Annotated in this window: 9 protein-coding genes and 3 tRNA genes; 4 read left to right on the top strand and 8 right to left on the bottom strand. The window is 41.4% G+C overall.

Going from position 1 to position 19,904, the window contains the following annotated elements:
• Window positions 1-5: 5 nt before the first annotated feature.
• Window positions 6-1,130 (top strand): metallophosphoesterase, encoded by a 1,125-nt coding sequence (locus C825_RS06740; protein ID WP_007655048.1) that lies wholly within the window; start codon window positions 6-8, stop codon window positions 1,128-1,130.
• 82 nt (window positions 1,131-1,212) lie between these two features.
• On the opposite strand, the gene C825_RS06735 is transcribed toward C825_RS06740, so the two are convergent.
• Window positions 1,213-2,973: a S41 family peptidase gene (locus tag C825_RS06735; RefSeq protein ID WP_010801931.1), complete on the bottom strand. Its 1,761-nt coding sequence runs from the start codon at window positions 2,971-2,973 to the stop codon at window positions 1,213-1,215.
• A gap of 47 nt (window positions 2,974-3,020) precedes the next feature.
• Window positions 3,021-3,998, bottom strand: coding sequence for an adenosine kinase (locus C825_RS06730; RefSeq protein ID WP_010801930.1), 978 nt, complete (start codon window positions 3,996-3,998; stop codon window positions 3,021-3,023).
• A 106-nt stretch (window positions 3,999-4,104) separates the two neighbouring features.
• On the opposite strand from C825_RS06730, the gene C825_RS06725 reads away from it, so the two are divergent.
• The 3 genes from C825_RS06725 to C825_RS06715 all read left to right on the top strand — a co-directional run bounded on the left by C825_RS06725 (window position 4,105) and on the right by C825_RS06715 (window position 4,395).
• Window positions 4,105-4,178 (top strand) — tRNA-Asn (locus C825_RS06725).
• Between the two features lie 34 nt (window positions 4,179-4,212).
• Window positions 4,213-4,286, top strand: a tRNA-Asn gene (locus tag C825_RS06720).
• Between the two features lie 35 nt (window positions 4,287-4,321).
• Window positions 4,322-4,395 (top strand) — tRNA-Asn (locus C825_RS06715).
• Between the two features lie 595 nt (window positions 4,396-4,990).
• On the opposite strand, the gene C825_RS06710 is transcribed toward C825_RS06715, so the two are convergent.
• From C825_RS06710 to C825_RS06685, 6 genes are all read right to left on the bottom strand, one after another.
• Window positions 4,991-8,035 (bottom strand): glycoside hydrolase domain-containing protein, encoded by a 3,045-nt coding sequence (locus C825_RS06710; RefSeq protein ID WP_010801929.1) that lies wholly within the window; start codon window positions 8,033-8,035, stop codon window positions 4,991-4,993.
• Between the two features lie 27 nt (window positions 8,036-8,062).
• The gene (locus C825_RS06705) at window positions 8,063-10,972 is read right to left on the bottom strand and encodes a glycoside hydrolase family 2 protein (protein WP_010801928.1); all 2,910 of its coding nucleotides are present in this window, start codon (window positions 10,970-10,972) and stop codon (window positions 8,063-8,065) included.
• A gap of 4 nt (window positions 10,973-10,976) precedes the next feature.
• Window positions 10,977-13,493 carry a glycoside hydrolase family 84 protein gene (locus C825_RS06700; RefSeq protein WP_044214889.1) on the bottom strand — a complete coding sequence of 839 codons (2,517 nt, stop codon included), beginning with the start codon at window positions 13,491-13,493 and terminating at the stop codon, window positions 10,977-10,979.
• An 80-nt stretch (window positions 13,494-13,573) separates the two neighbouring features.
• A complete protein-coding gene (locus tag C825_RS06695) occupies window positions 13,574-15,493 on the bottom strand; it encodes a beta-N-acetylhexosaminidase (RefSeq protein WP_010801926.1) in 1,920 nt (639 codons plus the stop codon).
• 42 nt (window positions 15,494-15,535) lie between these two features.
• Window positions 15,536-16,813 carry a hypothetical protein gene (locus C825_RS06690; protein WP_010801925.1) on the bottom strand — a complete coding sequence of 426 codons (1,278 nt, stop codon included), beginning with the start codon at window positions 16,811-16,813 and terminating at the stop codon, window positions 15,536-15,538.
• A gap of 13 nt (window positions 16,814-16,826) precedes the next feature.
• A complete protein-coding gene (locus C825_RS06685) occupies window positions 16,827-19,904 on the bottom strand; it encodes a glycosyl hydrolase (protein WP_010801924.1) in 3,078 nt (1,025 codons plus the stop codon).

The raw sequence follows: 19,904 nt of genomic DNA, 5'->3' as shown, positions 1-19,904 counted from the left end.
CAGGTATGAAAGTCTTTATTCAATCGATAGTAGCACAATTGTTACTGAATCCCTATATCTTTTGGAGGGGCTATCAGGCAATACCGGCTAAAAAAAGCTGGCGTATCCCTTATACATTATTCTTTATACTGGAACTGGCGATTTACTTCTTCGGATTTTTCTTCCGCAAGGAATTGCCGGATCATATAATGACCACGATCCAATATATCTGCAACACCTGGTATATTGCTTCTGTCTATATCACGCTTTCATTGCTGACGCTGGAAGTGCTCAGACTATCCGACCGTTTCTTCCATTGGTTTCCCCAATGGCTGACACAACATTGGAAACAGACTAAGTTAACCCTGTTTTTTGTAATTATAGCCGGAGTATCCTGCCTGATGGTGAAAGCCTACCTGACCGTCGCCTACCCGATAGTCAAAGACGTATATGTCACTCTACCCAAAGGGAGCAGCGAGCGCGACAGCCTGACTGTGGTTATGATGAGCGATTTGCATATAGGTGAAGTGATCGGTAAAAAGCTGGTCCAAAGCTATGTCGCACTAAGTAACGCCCAACACCCGGATATGGTCGTATTGGTGGGCGACATTATGGATTACGAATCCCGTTTTGCCGAGATGGAACATATAGAAAATGATTTACAGCAACTAAAAGCACCGCTGGGTGTATACGTCGTAAACGGCAACCACGAATACCGCGCCAACCGTTTTGCCAAATATCGCTGGCTGGCAAAAACCGGAGCCGTACATTTGATCGACTCGGTCGTACAACCCGATTCAACCTTTTACCTGATCGGCAGAGACGATTATATCAATAAAAAACGGCAGGCTTTACATACGTTAATGGCGGACATCGATACCACCAAACCGATTATTGTTCTGGATCATCAACCCTGGTCATTTGCAGAAATGGCCATGAACGGCGTGGATCTGGGGCTTCACGGACATACCCATAACGGGCAGTTATGGCCCTATCCCCTGTTAATGAAGCTGATCTATGAATGCCCCTACGGTTATCATAAAAAAGGTCCGACCCAATTTTATGTATCTTCCGGCATAGGCATAGCCGGCCCTCCTTACCGGGTAGGGACTGTATCCGAATTGGTTGTTCTACATATTAAATTCAAATAGAAAGCCGGAAATCCTTTTTCACAAAATAAAAAAGGGAATAAACAATTTTGTTTACTCCCTCAATATATCGGTCTTATAGATTCTATCCTACAGTCTTATCAAATACATAAGCTATATCACCTCCTTTGGTCGAAGAATCAGCTTTTTCGTCAGCTGGTTTGGTTTCTCCTTCTTCCGGAGTGCTTAATGTCTTGCTATATAATTCCAGGTTGCTCAGAACTTCGATCGCTTTATCCAGTACTTCGTCATCTTTCAGGCTTTCAAGCAGTTCGCCTTTCTGGAAATAATAGCGTTTTACGATCTCCGAAGCCAGTAACTTTTTAATCTGATCCTTATAAAGATCGAAATCCCTGTCCAGATTTGGAGTTAAGCGGGCTTCCAGTTCAGTGAAAATTGTTGAATCCCTGTCTGTATAGCCTTCTAACTGGGCTACTTCTTTCAGGTTTTTCAAAATCTTTTCACTCTGACGGTCATAAGTGAAATTCTTTTCTTTCGCATAGTTTTTGAATGCTTCAAAATCCTCATCGGAAACAGTAAACTCTTCCACAGAAGGAATTGTCTTATGTTTCTGTGCCCAATCCGTAACAAAGTCCACCAGGACAAAATCGGTCACCAGATAATACATGATAGTCGGCATCTCTTCTTCCTCTATTTCAAACTCCGGACGTACACCGCCACCGTCACGGACAGGACGCCCTTTCGATGTATAGAATACAGATGTCAGGCTATCAGGAATAGCAGCCACACTGCCGTCCGCTTTCCTGTGGGAATAATCCATCTGCTGGATGCAACGGCCGCTGGGAATGTAATATTTACTCATTGTTACTTTCAGACGCCCTTCATAAGGAAGTTCACGGGTAGACTGTACCAAGCCTTTTCCATAAGAACGCTGGCCTACCAATACGGCACGATCCATATCCTGTAATGCGCCGGAAACAATTTCGGCAGCAGAGGCCGAATTGCCATTGATCAGGACTGCCATCGGCATAACCGTATCGATCGGTTCATTGGATGTACGGTAAGTACGGTCCCACTGGCTAACCTTGCCTTTGGTCGATACCACCTCTTTTCCTTTCGGGACAAACATACCAACGATCTGGGTTGCACTTTCCAGCAGACCACCTCCGTTATTCCGTAAATCCAGGATCAATGATTTTATCTGATGATTCTTCTTTAAATCTTCCAGGGCATTTTTCACTTCCTGTGCGCTCTTATCGGTAAACCCTTTCAGATAGATGTAACCGACACCATCGCCACGAACACCATAATAAGTAACCTGGTCTACCAGGATCTGCTTACGGACCAGTTCCACTTCACGGGGTTTCTTTTCGTTCGGACGCTGTATCTTCAATACCATTTTTGTATTGGGCACTCCTTTCAGCAGTTCACTGACTTCACTGGATGTTTTATTGCTCGTATCGACTGTATCGATAGCCAGGATACGGTCTCCGGCTTTCAAACCCGCCAAAGCAGCAGGCATACCTTCAAAAGGTTCGATGATATACACTCCCCCATCTTTCCGTTCCCGGATATAAGAACCGATACCGCCATACTCGCCGGTAGTCATTATTTTCAGTTCATCCATATCCTGTTCCGGATAATAGACGGTATAAGGGTCCAGCCCACTCAACATGGCGTTGATCCCTCTCCGGACTGTTTTTTCCACATCCACCGAATCCACATAGAACATTTCGACCTCTTTCACCAAAGCATTGAAAATGTCCAGGTTCTTACTTACTTCAAAGCGGTTATCTTTCTGAGCCTGTCCCGGCAAAATACTCCCAGCCAGGAGCAATAAGCAAAACAAACCTATCAATCTTTCTCGTCGTACCTTCTTAAACATAGAATATTTAGTTAATTAACGATGTAAATGTATACATAAAACCCTTTTCAGGATAATATCGCATCTACTTTTAACTTTATTTGTTCCCATTTGTCATCCGGGATCTGAGCCCCGATCACATCTATAATATATCCGGCCAGAAGCGAACCGATCCGGGCCGACTGTTCCAATGTAGCTTCCACAGATTGCCCATACAGGAACCCGGCAGCAAAATGATCGCCTGCTCCGGTTGTATCGACCGGCTTGCCTCCTTCTGCCGGAACGGCAATGACCTGTCCTTTACTTCCCACTAACGCACCTTCCTTGCCCAGAGTAACCAAAGACACCTCTACCATTCCGGAAAGAACCTTTACCGCTTCCTCTGCTTTCAGACCGGTAAAAGCCTCCGCTTCACTTTCATTAGAGAAAAGAATATCTACATATTCAGGAATAATATCATCCAGCAATCCCTTGAATGCATTTACAATATTAAAATTAGAAAGATCGAGGGCCACTTTCAATCCCAGTTTCTTTGCTTTTTGCATAGTAGTACGAACCAACTCTTCGTTTACCAACAAATATCCTTCTATATATATACAATTATACCGGCTAAGGATCTCCTCCTTTATTTCATCCGGCGTAATCGTCGGAGCCAGACCAAGGAATGTACCCATCGTACGTTCACCGTCTTTTGAGATCAATACGGTACAACTGCCCGAAATACCCTCTGTCTTTATAAAATAAGGAGACACGTTCGCATCCTGCAACGCCTTTTCATAATATTCACCAACCGCATCCGTACCGATCTTTCCTATAAAACCGGTATTTGCACCCAGGCAAGCCATTGCACGCATCGTATTACAAACAGAGCCACCCGGAGCCTGGCTTTTCTCCAACCGTTCCTGTGTTTTACGGATAGCGATCATCTGTTCCTGACCGATCATATCCATTGCCCCCTTCTTTATACCCACTTCTGCAAGCACATCATCACTATCTAACCGAAGTAAAACATCTACCAAAGCGTTTCCTAAGCCTATCGTATTCATTTTTTCAAATTTTTTCTGCAAAGATATTGCATATTTCAAAAAGAACCTCTACTTTTGCAGTGCAATTTCAGAAAGGCATACAACAAGCCGCTGAAAGATTGAAAATTCTTCCTTAGCTCAGTTGGTTAGAGCATCTGACTGTTAATCAGAGGGTCCTTGGTTCAAGTCCAAGAGGAAGAGCAAAAGACATCGGGAAAGACTGAAAGACATATTTTCTTCCTTAGCTCAGTTGGTTAGAGCATCTGACTGTTAATCAGAGGGTCCTTGGTTCAAGTCCAAGAGGAAGAGCGAAAAAACATCGGGAAAGACTGAAAGACATATTTTCTTCCTTAGCTCAGTTGGTTAGAGCATCTGACTGTTAATCAGAGGGTCCTTGGTTCAAGTCCAAGAGGAAGAGCGAAAAAAGTTATTCCAAATTGGAGTAACTTTTTTTATTTTTATGGCCCACCCGATATTTCCTGGGGGGCGTGATTTTAATTGTTGTAACTGCCTGTTTTAAGGTTTAGGGTAACTACACCCAAAAACGTTGTTTTTATCACCTGAGATTATAGGAAAAGGCCTTCCCTTTCAGCGTGTTTTTATTTTCACCTTTCAGGCTTCAGGTATCTTTTACCTTTTGATATTTAAAGCCTGTATCCTAAAGGAACTCCATTTTACTCCTTTCAGCCGTGTCAGTTGAAAGCCAAAGTGTAAACATGGCTGAAACCTGAAAGGTAAGATAAAAAACTTCATAGAGAGACGTATTCCAGGCTGTATTGTGTTGCCGGGGTTATATCTTCCCATTACATAGCTACCTGTTTTTCATTACATTGCTATCCGTTTTCCATTATATAGTTATCCATTGGAAGAAAAGCGTATCTATTTTCGGAAAAATATGTACGTTTTTTCCCGGAAATACTTGCGCTTTTCTTCCGACATACAAGACAATTGTTTTTTATTTAAATAATCAGTAAACCTGTGTTCTCTCTTTTAATCAGCAAACACAATAAATATCATTCACTTAAAAGAATCAACCATCCTCGTTTCGGATCGATCGGAATCAGATCATCTAGTGCAAACTCTTGCGCACCCTGAAAATCAGTAACAGCCGGAGCCTGTATATGGACAGATGACGGATTCAGACCCAATTGTTTCCAGTCGATATTCAGTTTAACCAGTTTCTTTACTTTGGAATAATTACCGATTGAAAGAAGCGTTTTGCCTTTATTCACATAAGTAGTTACTTTCACATCTTTATCTGAAGTGGTCACAGCCGGATTCTTTTCCCAGAAACCGATCATTTGTGCATCCATGATCCCGAAGTCATCCCATAACTTCCAAATATATTGAGGATCACAGATTATCCCCTCTGTCTGCCAAGATTGACGAACACTCATACCATACTGCATACCCAGCCATTTATTACCGCCGCCATGTAACATATCCCCCATCAGTCCAAACGGGATACCAGAGACTTCCACCAGCCAGTTTACCGGAGACATCTCATTATACATAAAGCGTTCACCAAACCAAATTTTATTCACATAAGGAAAATATTCCGCATACTGAGTAGCTGGTCCGCGTGAAAAAGCCGTATTTGAATGTAAATCAATGATGCCCCCCGGCTTTACCTCTTCCATCACATGTCGCATCCGTTTCAGCATATCACGCCCGAAAGCCACATCATCCAGATACAACCCGTCAATACCTGTATGCTTCACTAACCAAGCCAGTCCTTCCACATAATAATTATACCAGCGTGAATCTCCCGTAGCTGTCAAAACGGAAGCATCGGCTACCACACCTAATTGTAAGTCTTTCAAATGCTGATACCATTGAGGAGTATAATCAGTTACAAAATGTTCCTGACACCAAGGGAAACCACCGCCATTACCGCCTCGCAATATCTCGTCACCCAAGCTACGTAAAGCCCATATCTCAGGAACTACACTCGTCAGTTCACGGATTGTATAATAAAGTTTCACCTTACAACCTTTATCATGCCATTTATCCACAAAGTCTTTTACCTTGTCAGCTGTAATAAATGGGTAATTGATGAATGGATTAATATAGTCGGAAGGATGGTGTAAGTTAATGATCTTCATCCCCACTTTCAAGTTTTCTTCACCGGGAGTCGGTGCTGCTTCGTTTTGGTAATAACGATCAGTAAACTGGCTACGGCTATTCACTTTCTTTACCGGGGTGATTAATAAGGCAAAATCGAATATCAGGTCCTCGCCGACTTTGAGGGTACGCTCGCCACTGTATGCAGTAACCGTTGTCCGGTTTCCGCTACGGTTGATACGGAAACCGCCCTTGCCGTTGTTATACCAGCTTTCGGGATATGCAGGACGATACACGTTCAGCAAAGGACCGGTATAACTCGCTCCGCGTAACTCACAATGAATACCAGCTTTTTCTGAACCACACCAAAAACTGTCAAAAGGCCACAGCCATGAAGAACTTTCAGAGGTAGGAATAGGTACAGTGTAATCATGTACCGTTTTTCCCTGTCTCTCCCAGCCTCCAGAATAACAGGTGGGAATCTCCTGTCCAGGTAGCCCCAATCCCATAAAATAAGGAACTTCTTCACTTTTCATCGGTATTTTCAGCTGGATATCTTCGATCTGTAAGTCCTTTTTGGGAGTGATGGAATAAACGTAGTTGATCCAACCGTCAAACTCCATCGTTCCATTGCAGGTCAACTTCAAGTCTTCGTCTTCAGCTTTCCAGGTCCCCGATATTTTCCCGCCAGATTGTTCAGTCAAGTCAACAGTTCCGTTCAAATTTTTTTCTCCCGAAGAAGTACGGATGATAAAGCGTATGGGAGATGCCAACAGTTCATGTCCCCAAGAATCAACAGAAGATGGTAGAGCCGTCTGCATATCAAGGGAAACCGTACGCCCCAAACAAGAAACACAATTAGCTACCAAAGACATATTTGTATATCCCTCTGTCGGTTTATCATTGATTCCACGAGTCGAGTTAAGCCAACGCAAACGGCTGTGACGCCAAATTTCGTTATCTCCACGGTCTGCCAGCATTTTTCCAGACACTTTCAACTCAATATCCACAGGGACGGTATATCCTGTTTCGTCTGAAACGACAATAACGCCTTTATAGATGCCACTGGGTTGGTCTACTTTCAGATCAACCCCGAACCACAATGGTTGAACCGCATCCGGTGCTACACTCACCTTTTTGGTAAAAGGTTTTCCCAACGGATTGACTCCGTTTATATTAAAACAAGTAATAGCTTCTGCAGGGATCACATTATTTCCGCTTTTTAAACCGGATGTTTCATAGGTAATGCTTTTCAGCTCCTGGTTTCCCGCCCATACACCCAGCTGAAACGCATAATATTCATTAGGCATAGCAGAACCTTTAAACAAAGTACGGTCCTGACCTTGCAGCCATTTATAAGGCACGTTTGTTTTCATCCGTATAGGATTAGAGCGATCTTCCGGAAAGACAAGGAAACGACCTGGATTGCTTTGCCTGTATTGCTCCTTTTCCTCAACCGAAGCTGTTATTTCCATCGGATAGAAGCTGTCAAACTGTATACGCGATTCTACGCAAGCAACCGTAGCTTCCGGAAACTGTCCGGAAAAAGAGATGGATGATATTACAGACAACCATTGCTGATCAGGTTCATCTTCTTTCGGATAATATCCCCGGTAATAAAACCCATATCCCTCCTGTACACAGTAAGGCAGATAATAGAAGAAATAAGTTCCTTTTTTTTTGACCGGTCCAAATAAGAGTTCACATCGTTCATTCTCGATTTTCAGCCGTTGGATATTGGGAATCGTATCCCCCGTCTCCGCATCAAGAATCAGGAAACGATGGTTTTCCACCTCCTTATCCGGACGCCGCCATTCAAAAGAAAGCTTAACAGCTTCAGCTGGAGCATTAACTGTCAACACAGCACGGTGGTTACCCAAAGATTCATTCCACGGAATCTTTGCTACGGCATAAGTGTACGGTGCCTGAACGGTATTCTGATTGCAGGCAATTCCTATGCAAGCAAATAATATATACAATAATCCACATTTCATAATATCAAAAAAACATTAAATTAACACTTAAAAAGTAACTGTCACTTTTCCTTGTATTTTATCTCCTTTCTTCAATAATCTGTATTCTTTCTCTATATGAGAAGTCAAATAGTTTTCACCACCTGCATTGTTGTAATCAGCTACCAATAAACGAATTGCATCATTCTCAATCCAAGAACGGATATGTTGCATACCATTGGAAAGGATTGTCATTGATTTACCTTCCAAATTTGTCAAACTTGCCGAATAAATATTCTCTTTTGTAGAACGGAACAGATTCGAACCAGCAACTGTTTGATCATACGACCAGGATTTTTCCGGTTGTTTGGAAGGTCCTGCTAATCCTGATACGGGTAAAGAGACATCAAATGCTTCTGCTTCTCCCACCAAAGCACTTATATGATCTACAGGATAAACACTCCAATATCCTTTTCGTTTCCAATCCAAATGAGTGAATGAAACGGGTAATGTAAACACCAATCCGATCTGTCGAGGAGAAACCTCTTGAAGAATCATAAAGTCATAAGTAAATGTCACCTTTCCATCCTTATGGAAGCAATATTCTAATAGGCCTTCGGCCTCTTTATATATGCCTTTTATCTTTACATTTACAGTATTATCATCCGACTGGCAAATAACAGACTGAGCAATCCAATTTTCACATATTGGATTATACGGCTTAAAATTCTGATTTTTACCAGTCATTTGAAGACCTTCTCCCTCTCTGTTTAATGGTAAGATCATCAATGCCGGAGATTGTAACAAAACAGTATTATCATCCTTTCTTGCCGTCAATAGTCCATTACGTTTATCCACTATAAATACTCCGCTTTTTAATAAAATCTCTATCATATCCGCCTTCTCTTGCCAAAAGAGTTTTCCAGCTTGAATAATCTCCTGTTTTTCTGGCACTTTCAACTGTTTTGGTAAAATTTGAAAACTATATTCATCGATTACAAAACCACGTACACCAGTAATGGTTAACTCTAATATTTCGATACTCCGTAAAGATTCTGGTAACTGAATATTGAAATCTCCTTCTGAACGAGGAGCTACATCAACTACCACTTTACCACTTTTGTTACCTGCTTTCCATTCAATCATACACTCCGATAAATTACTAAAGTTATGACGATTTTCTACATGGAAACAAATAATGCCATCTGTCGACATATTTCCTTTCTGCTCAATCTTAACCGGACTGAAAGCTTTCTTCATTCCCCAGTATTCAGGTTTCTCACGACGCCATCCGTCTACCGGTCCCCAGGTCCCATAACCAATAGCCCTTTCTCCTGGCAAGAAAAATGTATCATCGATACCGGCCCATATTGCACCGCCCAAAACACCCTGACTATGATACATGTCATTCCACATTCGGTTTAGCAAAGGTCCCCACATCGAACGAAGCCCAGGATCGGCTGCCAGTTCCAAACGGTTATAAGCATTCAGATGACAGAACTCATCGAATATAACAGGACGTTCGCTATTACGGTATTTATCCGGTCCAGTCGATCCGGGATAGTGATAATTGGTTACTTCCAGTTCGCCATTATCTGCATTCGTTTCAAACTGGCTAAAAATACGGGGACGTGTCGGATCTATTAGCTTTATAATCTCTCCTGCCTTTTTGAAATACTCAACATACTTGAATGATTCATTTCCTAATGACCACATGAGAACAGAGGGATGACTACGATTCAAGTTCACCATTTCAATATGCTGATTTACTAATACGTCATAATACTTTTCTGTCGGTACATTTGTACCATGTGCCCAACAAAAAGGAGCTTCTACTTCTACCAACATTCCCAGTTCGTCGCACGCCTCCAGTAAAGCTTCGTCGGGTGGATAATGAGAAGTACGGAAATAGTTCACATTTCCACGACGAAATAACTCCACGTCCCTCCGCCACATATCTCCATTCACAGAACGTCCACGCAATGGCATCACCTCATGGTGACAAACACCACGCAACTTTATCGGCATATTATTCATAAACACCTGATTGCCACGCACCTCTATCTGGCGAAAACCAATACGGCGGATTGTTTCATGTAATACTTTCTTACCGTCTTTCAATTGACAGATTAAAGTGTACAAATTGGGATGTTCCGAATCCCACTTCGCCGGATTAGGAACAAAGAAAGAAACCCCTATTTTCTCAGAAGTTCCTGCCTCTAACATACGGATCGATTTCGTCGCTTGTTTCAAGGCTATATCCTTACCAGTCTTATCTTTCAGCGCAAAATACAATGATAAGCTGTCTACTTTTATCGCAGATTCATTGGTTATTTCCAACTCTGTTTCTAGCATTGCATCTGTATAAGTTGAATCAAAAAAAGTAGCAGCATGAAACATTGACAAATTTATTTCCGGCAATACAAATAGATAAATATCACGCGTAATACCACCTAACGGATGGACCGCATACTGAGAGGCACTTGACGTGGAATCAGCAAGACTCTCAGAAACAACAGAAACTGCAATTCTATTCTCTTTTCCTGGCTCTATCAAATGAGTCACATCCAGTTCAAAAACAGTAAAACCTCCTAAATGAGAGCCTGCTTTCTTACCGTTAATAAAGATTTGACTATCACTGTATATCCCATTACAACGTAACTTTACCCGTTGTCCATCCCAAGAAGCGGGAACAGTAAATGTCCGACAATAACCGGCCGTTTCCCCTTTTTCTACTTCAAATCCTTGCATTACCCACTCTCCCGGCACTTCTATACTTTTCCAGTTATTTACTTTTTCTTTCTTCCAAAATTCTTTTTCAGGAGAAGGATTGAATTGCCAAAATCCAGACAAGGAAATCTTTTGCGTCTCTACATTCGCTGGCAAAGGAGAAAGACGAGGTACTATAAAGTCTGTTGCATAAATCGGAAAAGCAAACAACAAACCAAGTAAAAATCGATATAATTTCCTTAAATTCATATATTTATCCTTTCACAATTTGATGAATTTGAATAGAGGTTTCACCAACCGGAGTTATGGTTAACTTCTGTATATCTTTCAACGATACCTTGTCTAATCCTATATAACCTACATATCCATAATATAACACATGACTTTCACCATTCTTATCTTCTCCCCAAATGGAAACCATAGTTTTATTGCCTCCGGACAGATAAAATTCGATTTTTTGAGAATCTTCACATGTAACATTTACTTTATCACCTGCTTTTAGTACCTCATAAGTTTTCAAATTCAAATCATACATCAACAATTCATCATCCATGTCAGAGATATCTTTCGTTTTTACAGAAAAAGAAGATATTTTTAACCCCATCTGTTTATCCGAAGTATTGCGCATACGCAACAAACGAGCCGAAGGATCAAGATTATCAATCATCAAACTGATTTGATCCGATGCTATACCTGTAAGAGAAGTCCATACTTTTCCGTCTGCCGACCACTCAAAAACACGTCCCTCGACATTACTTTGTGGCAAATTGAATGTGAAAGACTCCGCCTGTTTCTGCATCTCCCAAGCCAATCCGATGTATTGTCCCGGTTCCAACTGAACCACTTCAAACATAGGTACATAAGCTATTAAATTCTCATCTTCTGTCCAAGATAAGTTTTTCAAGAGCTCTACATTCGTGATAATAGAAGCGGAACTAACTCTGATTTCATCAGAAGAATTGTCCATAACAGACAGTAAATCAGATCCTATTTGTCGATATAATTTTTCAATAAACGGCATCAACACTTTTGTGCCGACTTGAATCCCTTTTTGATATGAGCTGTTCTGATTAAAAGATCGATTGATAACCTTCATACTGTCCATAACTGTAGAGACGGAATGATAATATCTCCATGTGTCCTGAAGATTTTTATTACACCAAGCCTGTGTCATCTCTAAGGTATAAATTCCACATGTACCAAGCAACTCAAATTGCTTCAACCATGGACCTATTTCCTGCAGTAAATCTTCATTGTTCGTTTGGGAACAAATTTGTTCAGGTGCAGCCTGTATTCGTGTAAATAAATTCCTTAACAGCTTAGCCTCTGTTTCACCAAAAACTCCCTTTCGGAACAATTCTAAGAAACGATCGGTATACTCCTGATCGTGAACCGATTCTTCTCGACGATAAAAATGCCAGTTAGAACCCGGATCACAGTTATTCTCACAAAAAGTTTTAAATGCCATAGCCGCTTCCGGCATCATGTACTCGCAAGCATTTTCCCAAGCCTCTTGCGGATCATAGTTATGAATATTCCAACTATACATCGCTATGCCGAACAATGAGACCTTGGAAGCTTCCGCATGTTCCATTGGGTTAGCTACAAAACCAGACATGGCATTTGCCGCCCGGGTATCCAATCCGTAAGTTTTTCCCATTAACAAATGCGCGCCGCAATAGTCGTTTACCGGAAAGTTAAGCCAAATATATGCCGGACGACGGATACGTTTATTAACCCATTCTACTCCTTCAAGAGTTATGTCATCCACTACACGATCACCGGTCCACATGATATGGATAGCAGGATGTAGTTGTTCACCAAGAATATCCAGATAGTCAGTTCGTGCCCATGAACGGTTGTATTCGGTAGGACACATGATTAACGGTTGTATATCTTTTTTCTTTTCCACAAATTCTTTCTGGATAAAATTCATCAAACCTGCCTGTTTGTCCGCTTTCGTTCCTTCACCGGAGATATCGTCGAAAAAGACAGCAAAAGAACGCACACCCAGATCATACATTTGCTCGAATTTAACGATCACATTACTACTGTCCGCTGCATTCCATTTGATATCCTGACCAGGATGGATAGCCCACACGAAATCAACCTTATTACGGGTTGCTTCTTCCGCCAATTCTTTAATTTGTAGTGCCAATTCAGTCGGATAGGGTTCTCGCCAGTTAGCGCTATGAAACGGATCATCTTTAGGGCCATAAATATAAGTATTCAATTTAAACTCTCCGTAAAAACGAAGTTGACTGATACGATCAGTATGACTCCAAGGAGTTCCATAAAAACCTTCTACAGAACCACGATAAAGCACATCGGGATAATCTTCAATAGTACACAGTGGTAACACATGTTTTCCTTCTTCACAATGAGTAGCTAATTGTTTCAACGTCTGTGCAGCATAAAACAATGAACGATCATCTACTATTCCTATAGTAATACCTTTCAATGTAACATTGAGTGTATAAGCCCCAGAACGTTTCATCTCCAACTTTTTAGCCTTCATCTTTTTTACCTCCAGTGGAAATGACTGTGCAGATTGAGTCAATGGCAATACCTGCTTCAGGATTTCAACAGCATCCTTATCCGGATTATCAATACCTTTCAGCATTACCCCTTGATCAAAATTACAATACTCATTGGAAATAACGATTCGTTGCGGTTGCGGAAACAGTTCCAAAGGACGACTCTGCCCCCAAACCATAGTTGAAAAAATACAAGATAACAGTATGAAGGATAGGGTTAATAATGTTTTCATATTCGGAATAAATTCATACAGTAAAGGCTGTTCAAAATAAGTACATACATATTTCAACAGCCTTCTTATTTTTTTTAAAATCAATTTATATTCAAATTACCATGAGTCACACGTTTGTCTCTTTGAGCACGTTGCTTAAGCTCTTCTATAGTCAATGTTATCACTTTTCCTACAGGTTTACCGTCCCGATAAGTAACAACGCGGAACCATGTTGCATTCTTGGGAATACCAAGCGGTTCAATATATTTCGGTGTATACTGATCCGGATCAGTATTGTCAAATGTATAATAGATATCTATTCCTTCTATTTCACTATCCAGTTCCACCATTAATACACCGTCCTGCAAATATGGTCTAATAATTGCATTATAAATACTACGAGCATAATTAATATTCGCTAAATCAGCACGTTTAAAATGCTTCTCAACACGAGGCCAAAATCCACTCCAGTTACAATTAGCCGGTCCACTCCATAAAACTTCAGCCAAAGCCCAGCCACGAGGCCATGTCATATACTCTGCATGCCGGAAAGTCGGTACAGATTCAGCCCACAAATTACCTTGTCCACCTAATATCATTTCAGCAGGAACACCTTCCGGAACAGGATTAAAACTATAAGAATCTTTCAAGCGACACATCGCATACGTGGCAGGCTCAACAGAAGGTTCACCCTGCCAAAAATCGATATAACAATGGTTAGTCGGTGTCATAATCACATGATGACCTGCTTTAGCGGCTTTAATACCACCATCCATTCCACGCCAACTCATCACATTAGCATCCGGAGCAAGTCCACCTTCTAAAATTTCATCCCAGCCTACCAGTTTTTTACCTTTAGATTTCAACAAATCTCCCATTCTATGAATGAAATAACTTTGCAATTCCTCCTCATCCTTCAAATTTTCAGCTCGCATACGTGCTTGACAATCGGGACACTTATGCCAGAACCCCTTAAAACATTCATCACCACCAATATGAACATATTCATCCGGGAAAAGAGCAGCCACTTCTGTCAATACCTTATCCATAAACTCAAAAGTAAAATCTTTACCAACACAAAGTGAATTTTCTTCCTGTGTATAGAACTCATTCCCAACATTAACAGCTTTCGGAGCATTCATACAAGCTAATTCCGGATAAGCGACTAATGCTGCAAGACTATGCCCCGGAACATCAATTTCAGGAATAACACGCACAAAGCGTTTGGCAGCATAAGCTAAAATCTCTTTTACATCTTCCTGAGTATAAAATCCTCCGTAAGTCGTTTTTTCTCCTGGTTGTTGGGGCTCACGATCCCACCATTTCCCTACACGAGGAGCACGCCAGGCACCAATTTCAGTCAGTTTAGGTAATGATTTTATTTCCAAACGCCATCCTTGATCATCTGTTAAATGCCAGTGAAATACATTCATTTTATATTCAGCAAGTTCATCAATATATTTCATTACTTCTTCCTTTGTAAACCAATGACGGCTCACATCCAGCAACAGACCTCGCCAAGGGAATTGAGGTTTATCCGTGATATCTACACAAGGAATCGTCCATTTCTTATCTTCAGGCTGTTTCTCTAAACTTTTTATCTCTGCAGGAAGCATTTGTAATAATGTTTGTACTCCATAAAAGATACCGGCCGGTTTATTAGCTGTAAGAAGAATATTATCAGATTTCACATTCAAATGATAACCTTCATCTCCTAAAGAGACATCATCAACTAATTTAAACTGAATTTTTCCTTGATTCCCAACTGAAAGTTGAAAACCCATTGCCGGGGCAATCTTCTCATTTAAATACTCAGCAATCCCTTTCAACTCTTCATTAGATACATCTAACGCAATCGAAGAGTTATTTATTAATGTAAAACAATCTGAAGTTATTGTCATTTCTTGTGGTGCCGGAATCACAGTAATCTCTTTATTCTCTTCTGAACAAACAGTATTACTACAAGATACACAAGCAAACAATGAAATAATTGTTGCTAAATTTAAAAACTTTCTTTTCATTACTTATTTATATTAAAATTTAAGATAATCTACAAATTACTATTATTCAAGTCTAAGTAAAACACCATGGCCTGGAGCAAGAGCATACCAAGGTTCCAATAATTTCAGTTTTCCTGTTTTCATACAGAGGAACTGAACAGAAGCATATTCTTTATTATAAAGAGGTTGAAAAAGTGCAGATGATTTCAAATCTTTATTAACAACCATTACCCAACGCGAACCATCTTCCGTATGGGTAAATTCACCGACTACAAATTTTCCTCCATCTTTTATTCCTTGAATTATATTTTGTTCTGTTACTCCATGATGTTTTTCCGGTATTTCCCCGATATGATACACATCATCACTACGAAGTTTAAGTAAGACAGGAATCATGTTTGAAATACGGTAATTCAAATTTTTTAGAAGAGGATACATTGCTGTAGGTTCACCAAATTCATCCAAAGGAGCCCCACGGAGATCCCCTAACTCAGGAGCATCGCAAAGAGTCAACACTTCACTTACAAATTTCCAATAGCCAATACCTCTAGCTCCATAGGCTAATGCTCCAAATACTTGAATAGAAAGATCCGCGGTAGTTGGAATACGGCAACCATGGAAACCGACTGACAATACTATCGTGTGAAACGGCAGGTTGTTCCGCAAAGATGCTAAACGAACGTCCCATAAATTAGTCCAATAGTTATCCGAGAATCCATCTTCTCCTATAAGAGAATAGTTGTCGTAAGAAAGGACCAATCCTTTACACTCGTCAACGAAACGTTGCAAGTATTCGCTTTTGTACCAATCTCCCGCACCGGATTCAGCATACCACTCGCCTGTGTCAGGGAAACCGTAATTGGGGAATAGATTGATATATGGCCATTTACCCGGGGCATGCTGTTTTACAAATTCTACCGACTTGCCCAACTCGCCATATTCAGCTATATACGGTTCATCTTTCAGATGATATCCATAAACAGCCGGGTGGTCATTGTATTTCTCGATAAGTTCTCCCAGCCTTTTATTGGCAACATCTGCTTTGAACGGTTTATCCCATTCAGGAGTCACTCCCTGATCGAACACAATGGCTTTCATGTCGTATTTCTGACAGGCATCCAACAGTGTCGGTGGAACAAACGCAATGGAATTGATTCCACACTCTGACATTTTTTGGATCGTTGACTCGTCACGGACGTCATCCCACGCCATCAGTGGGAAAAAAGAATTCATGTCAAATGGCTCAATAGCCTCTTCTTTAAGCTGTTGACATGCTGTTATCACTGTAAGCATACCCAAAAGAGATGCTTTTTTTATATACGTTTTCAAATGATAGTTCATGATTGTTTTATCTTCAATTATCAATTCCCCATATAGTGACTGGTCCTAACAAACCAGATTCTAACAAGGGAGATTCTTTGGTAAAATGTTTGTAAGTAGTAAAAGTATACCGTCCGCTTGTGCGTGGTCCCCCATCCTTCAACCATTCCGGCCATTCACCGTTACGGATTCCGTCATCAGGCAGTTGCTCATCACCAATCAAACGATTAGGCCATAAATTTACTACTTCTATTTCTAATTGATTATCTTTGAGTTTCAGAGCTTTCGTTATCTCTACTCGCCAGGGAGCCGTCCATACTACGCCGAGATCTTGACCATTCAAACGGACACGCGCCAAATTTTTTACCTTCCCCAGATCCAAGAACTGCTGTTTACTGTTATCAGCAGGCCTATCAAATGTCTGTCGATAAATAGCCGTACCCGAATAATACCTGATACCGCTATCGGGATGCTGCGTCCAATCGGTCAGTTTTTCAAAAGTCACCTGTTCAGGACCTCCCCATGCCGGGTCGAAAGATACACTCCACGGAGCAGTCAACGATGCAACTCGCCTACTATCGGGAAAGTTCTTTTTCGTTTGAATTTCTCGTTGAAAGGTATTATCGCGGAAAACAATAAAATAGCCTTCATTGGCATCAAATAGCAAAGGGATGGTGGTATGCACTCCTGTGACCGTATATTCTGCCAAAGGACGGATTTCACCTGTCATCGGATTCCATAACTCAGGATGACCTGTCATACGAAACTTACAATTGACTGTTACAGGACTATCCTTACGATTGGATACAAAATAAATCTCATATCCTTTCATGGTACGATGCGTATAACGGATTTCTCCTGTCGATTCGAAATCCTCATGCACATCCATCTTTGCTAATATATCGGCTGTATATTCATACGTAGGATACAGATTGTCCTGTTGCTCCAGCAATTCTTTGCTCCAGATGACTTTTCCTTTTCCAATGCTACGTATTTCGACTGTTTCAGGTATCTCATATCCTCCCCAAAGTTCCTGTACCAGTACTCTAACCTTTTCATCACATACTGGATAGTTGACCAAACTAGGTGATTTTTGTGGAGGAAGGCCGACTACTGTGGCACCACCATTTACCAAATCCCGAATCTTCTCCAACAACTCCGGAGTCATAGTTTCGAAGCAAGGCAGTACCAATAAACGATACGATACCCCTGAAGGGAATACTACCTTTCCATCTTTCACTTGGGCATCGTAGAAGAGACTGGGGGGACATGCGTCAAAATTATATCCCTTACGGTCGGGAAGCGGTGTTTCATTTCTGAAATTGAATAGATTATCTGTATCCAACAAATCACCTTCAAGGGCAGAAATGGGTGCGCGAAATACATGTGGTGCACCCTCTGGTGTCAGATATAGAATATCGGCTACAGTACGCCCCTGTTGCAACAGCAATTGACAGCGAGAAATATAACGGTGATAAGCATCAGCCATCGGCCACCAAGTCTGGTTTCTATCCCAATGTACCCCATATGGTCCCATGGTCATACCAGGACGAAGACGATCATTAAGTGGTTGATGTTGGAAAGTATGAAACATCAAACGATTGATCCCTGAAGCCAACGCCCAATCCGTTTGGTTCTTCATCGAACCGGGATGCTGACGCCAACCGTCCAGATAGGCGGTAAACGATTCTGCCGGTACGACCGGTTGGCCCAGCAGGTGTGCGACGGATGTTCCTTCCATGGCACTAAAGGAGGTATTATACCCATAACCTACACTCCAAAATTCACACATCGGCATATCAGCAACAGAGGCCAGTTCCAAATCCGCGGTAGGGTTCATATCATATGGTTCAATAGACAATCCCAGACCATAACGTTTACCATACGATTTAATATGTCCAGCATGATATTCTTTTATTAATTCCTGAGAAGTTACCCGCAAATCCCATAAGAAACGTTCGCTCTCTTCACGGCTCTGTACAATGAATCCAGCATAAACAGGATAAAACGGTTGCGGATCGTATCCCCGACGTTTTGTGAATTCTTCCCGGAAGTGAGTAGTCCAATTCTGTGCACCCATCTCCCAACTGTCCATATGTAACATCTGCAAACCACCTTGAGGTTGGGCTTTCTTGAAGCCGACACGATTAAACAGTTTCGTTACAAATTTATCCAGATGGGCGTTCAAAGCAGTAGTGTCAAACTTATTAGTTTCCAATCCTACCCCAGGATGTGGTGCAGGACGAGTCACAGCTCCGTTGTTACGAGCTCCAAAACGCATAATTGTCCAATCACCTTCCGGTACCTCCCAAGTCAATGTACCATCAATCTCTAAATGATCAGTTAAGTCTATAATACAATCTTTATCTACAGTTTGTACTGTAAAAGAGTCTTTCCCAAATGTAAGATATGGCTTCACCTGAGTTACGGAGCTGTACGGTTTACGATAGTAAAGTGCCTTTTCTTCTATACCTGTTATTCTCAAATAAGCGGAACCCGCTTCATAATCAGTACCAAAAGTTGATGCTCCTGCCGGGAATGCCAATACAGCAACATCTTCATAATATTCTTCCCAACGTTTCTTGGATTCTGGAGTAAAATTATCTTCTGCAAAAAAATGTGGCTTAGGAGACGGTTTAGGTAATGCTATCGTTTTTTTCCCTTTTCCCGACACATTCACCGAAGAACTTACCAAGTGCATCATCGACTGCGCACCTTCCACCCAAGGTCCTCCACTGCCGGTCCAACCCGGTCCGACTCCTAACGTAATGTCAATTCCCAATCTCTCACATTCCGCCACCGCATGAGCGAACATTTCCTGCCACTCATCGCTCAGAAAATCGACAGATCCACGAGGAACACCCACATTAACCTCCAAATATACCACATGGCCTATTCCTGCCTCTTTCATCGACTCCAAATCCTTTGTCATAGCCTCTTTCGAAAGATTTCCGTCCATAAAGTACCAGTACACTCCAGGGCGAACTGAATCTGGCGGATTAAAGAAACCCTGTTCCAAACCATTAATAGAGGAATTACATGATTGCAACAAGCATCCGGCAAAAGCTATGACAAATAAGATAGTGAATATTTTTGTTATATCAACTTTCAT

The organism is Parabacteroides sp. ASF519 (genome assembly GCF_000364265.2).
Classification (GTDB): Bacteria; Bacteroidota; Bacteroidia; order Bacteroidales; family Tannerellaceae; genus Parabacteroides; species Parabacteroides goldsteinii.
This window is presented reverse-complemented; position numbering and strand designations above follow the sequence as displayed.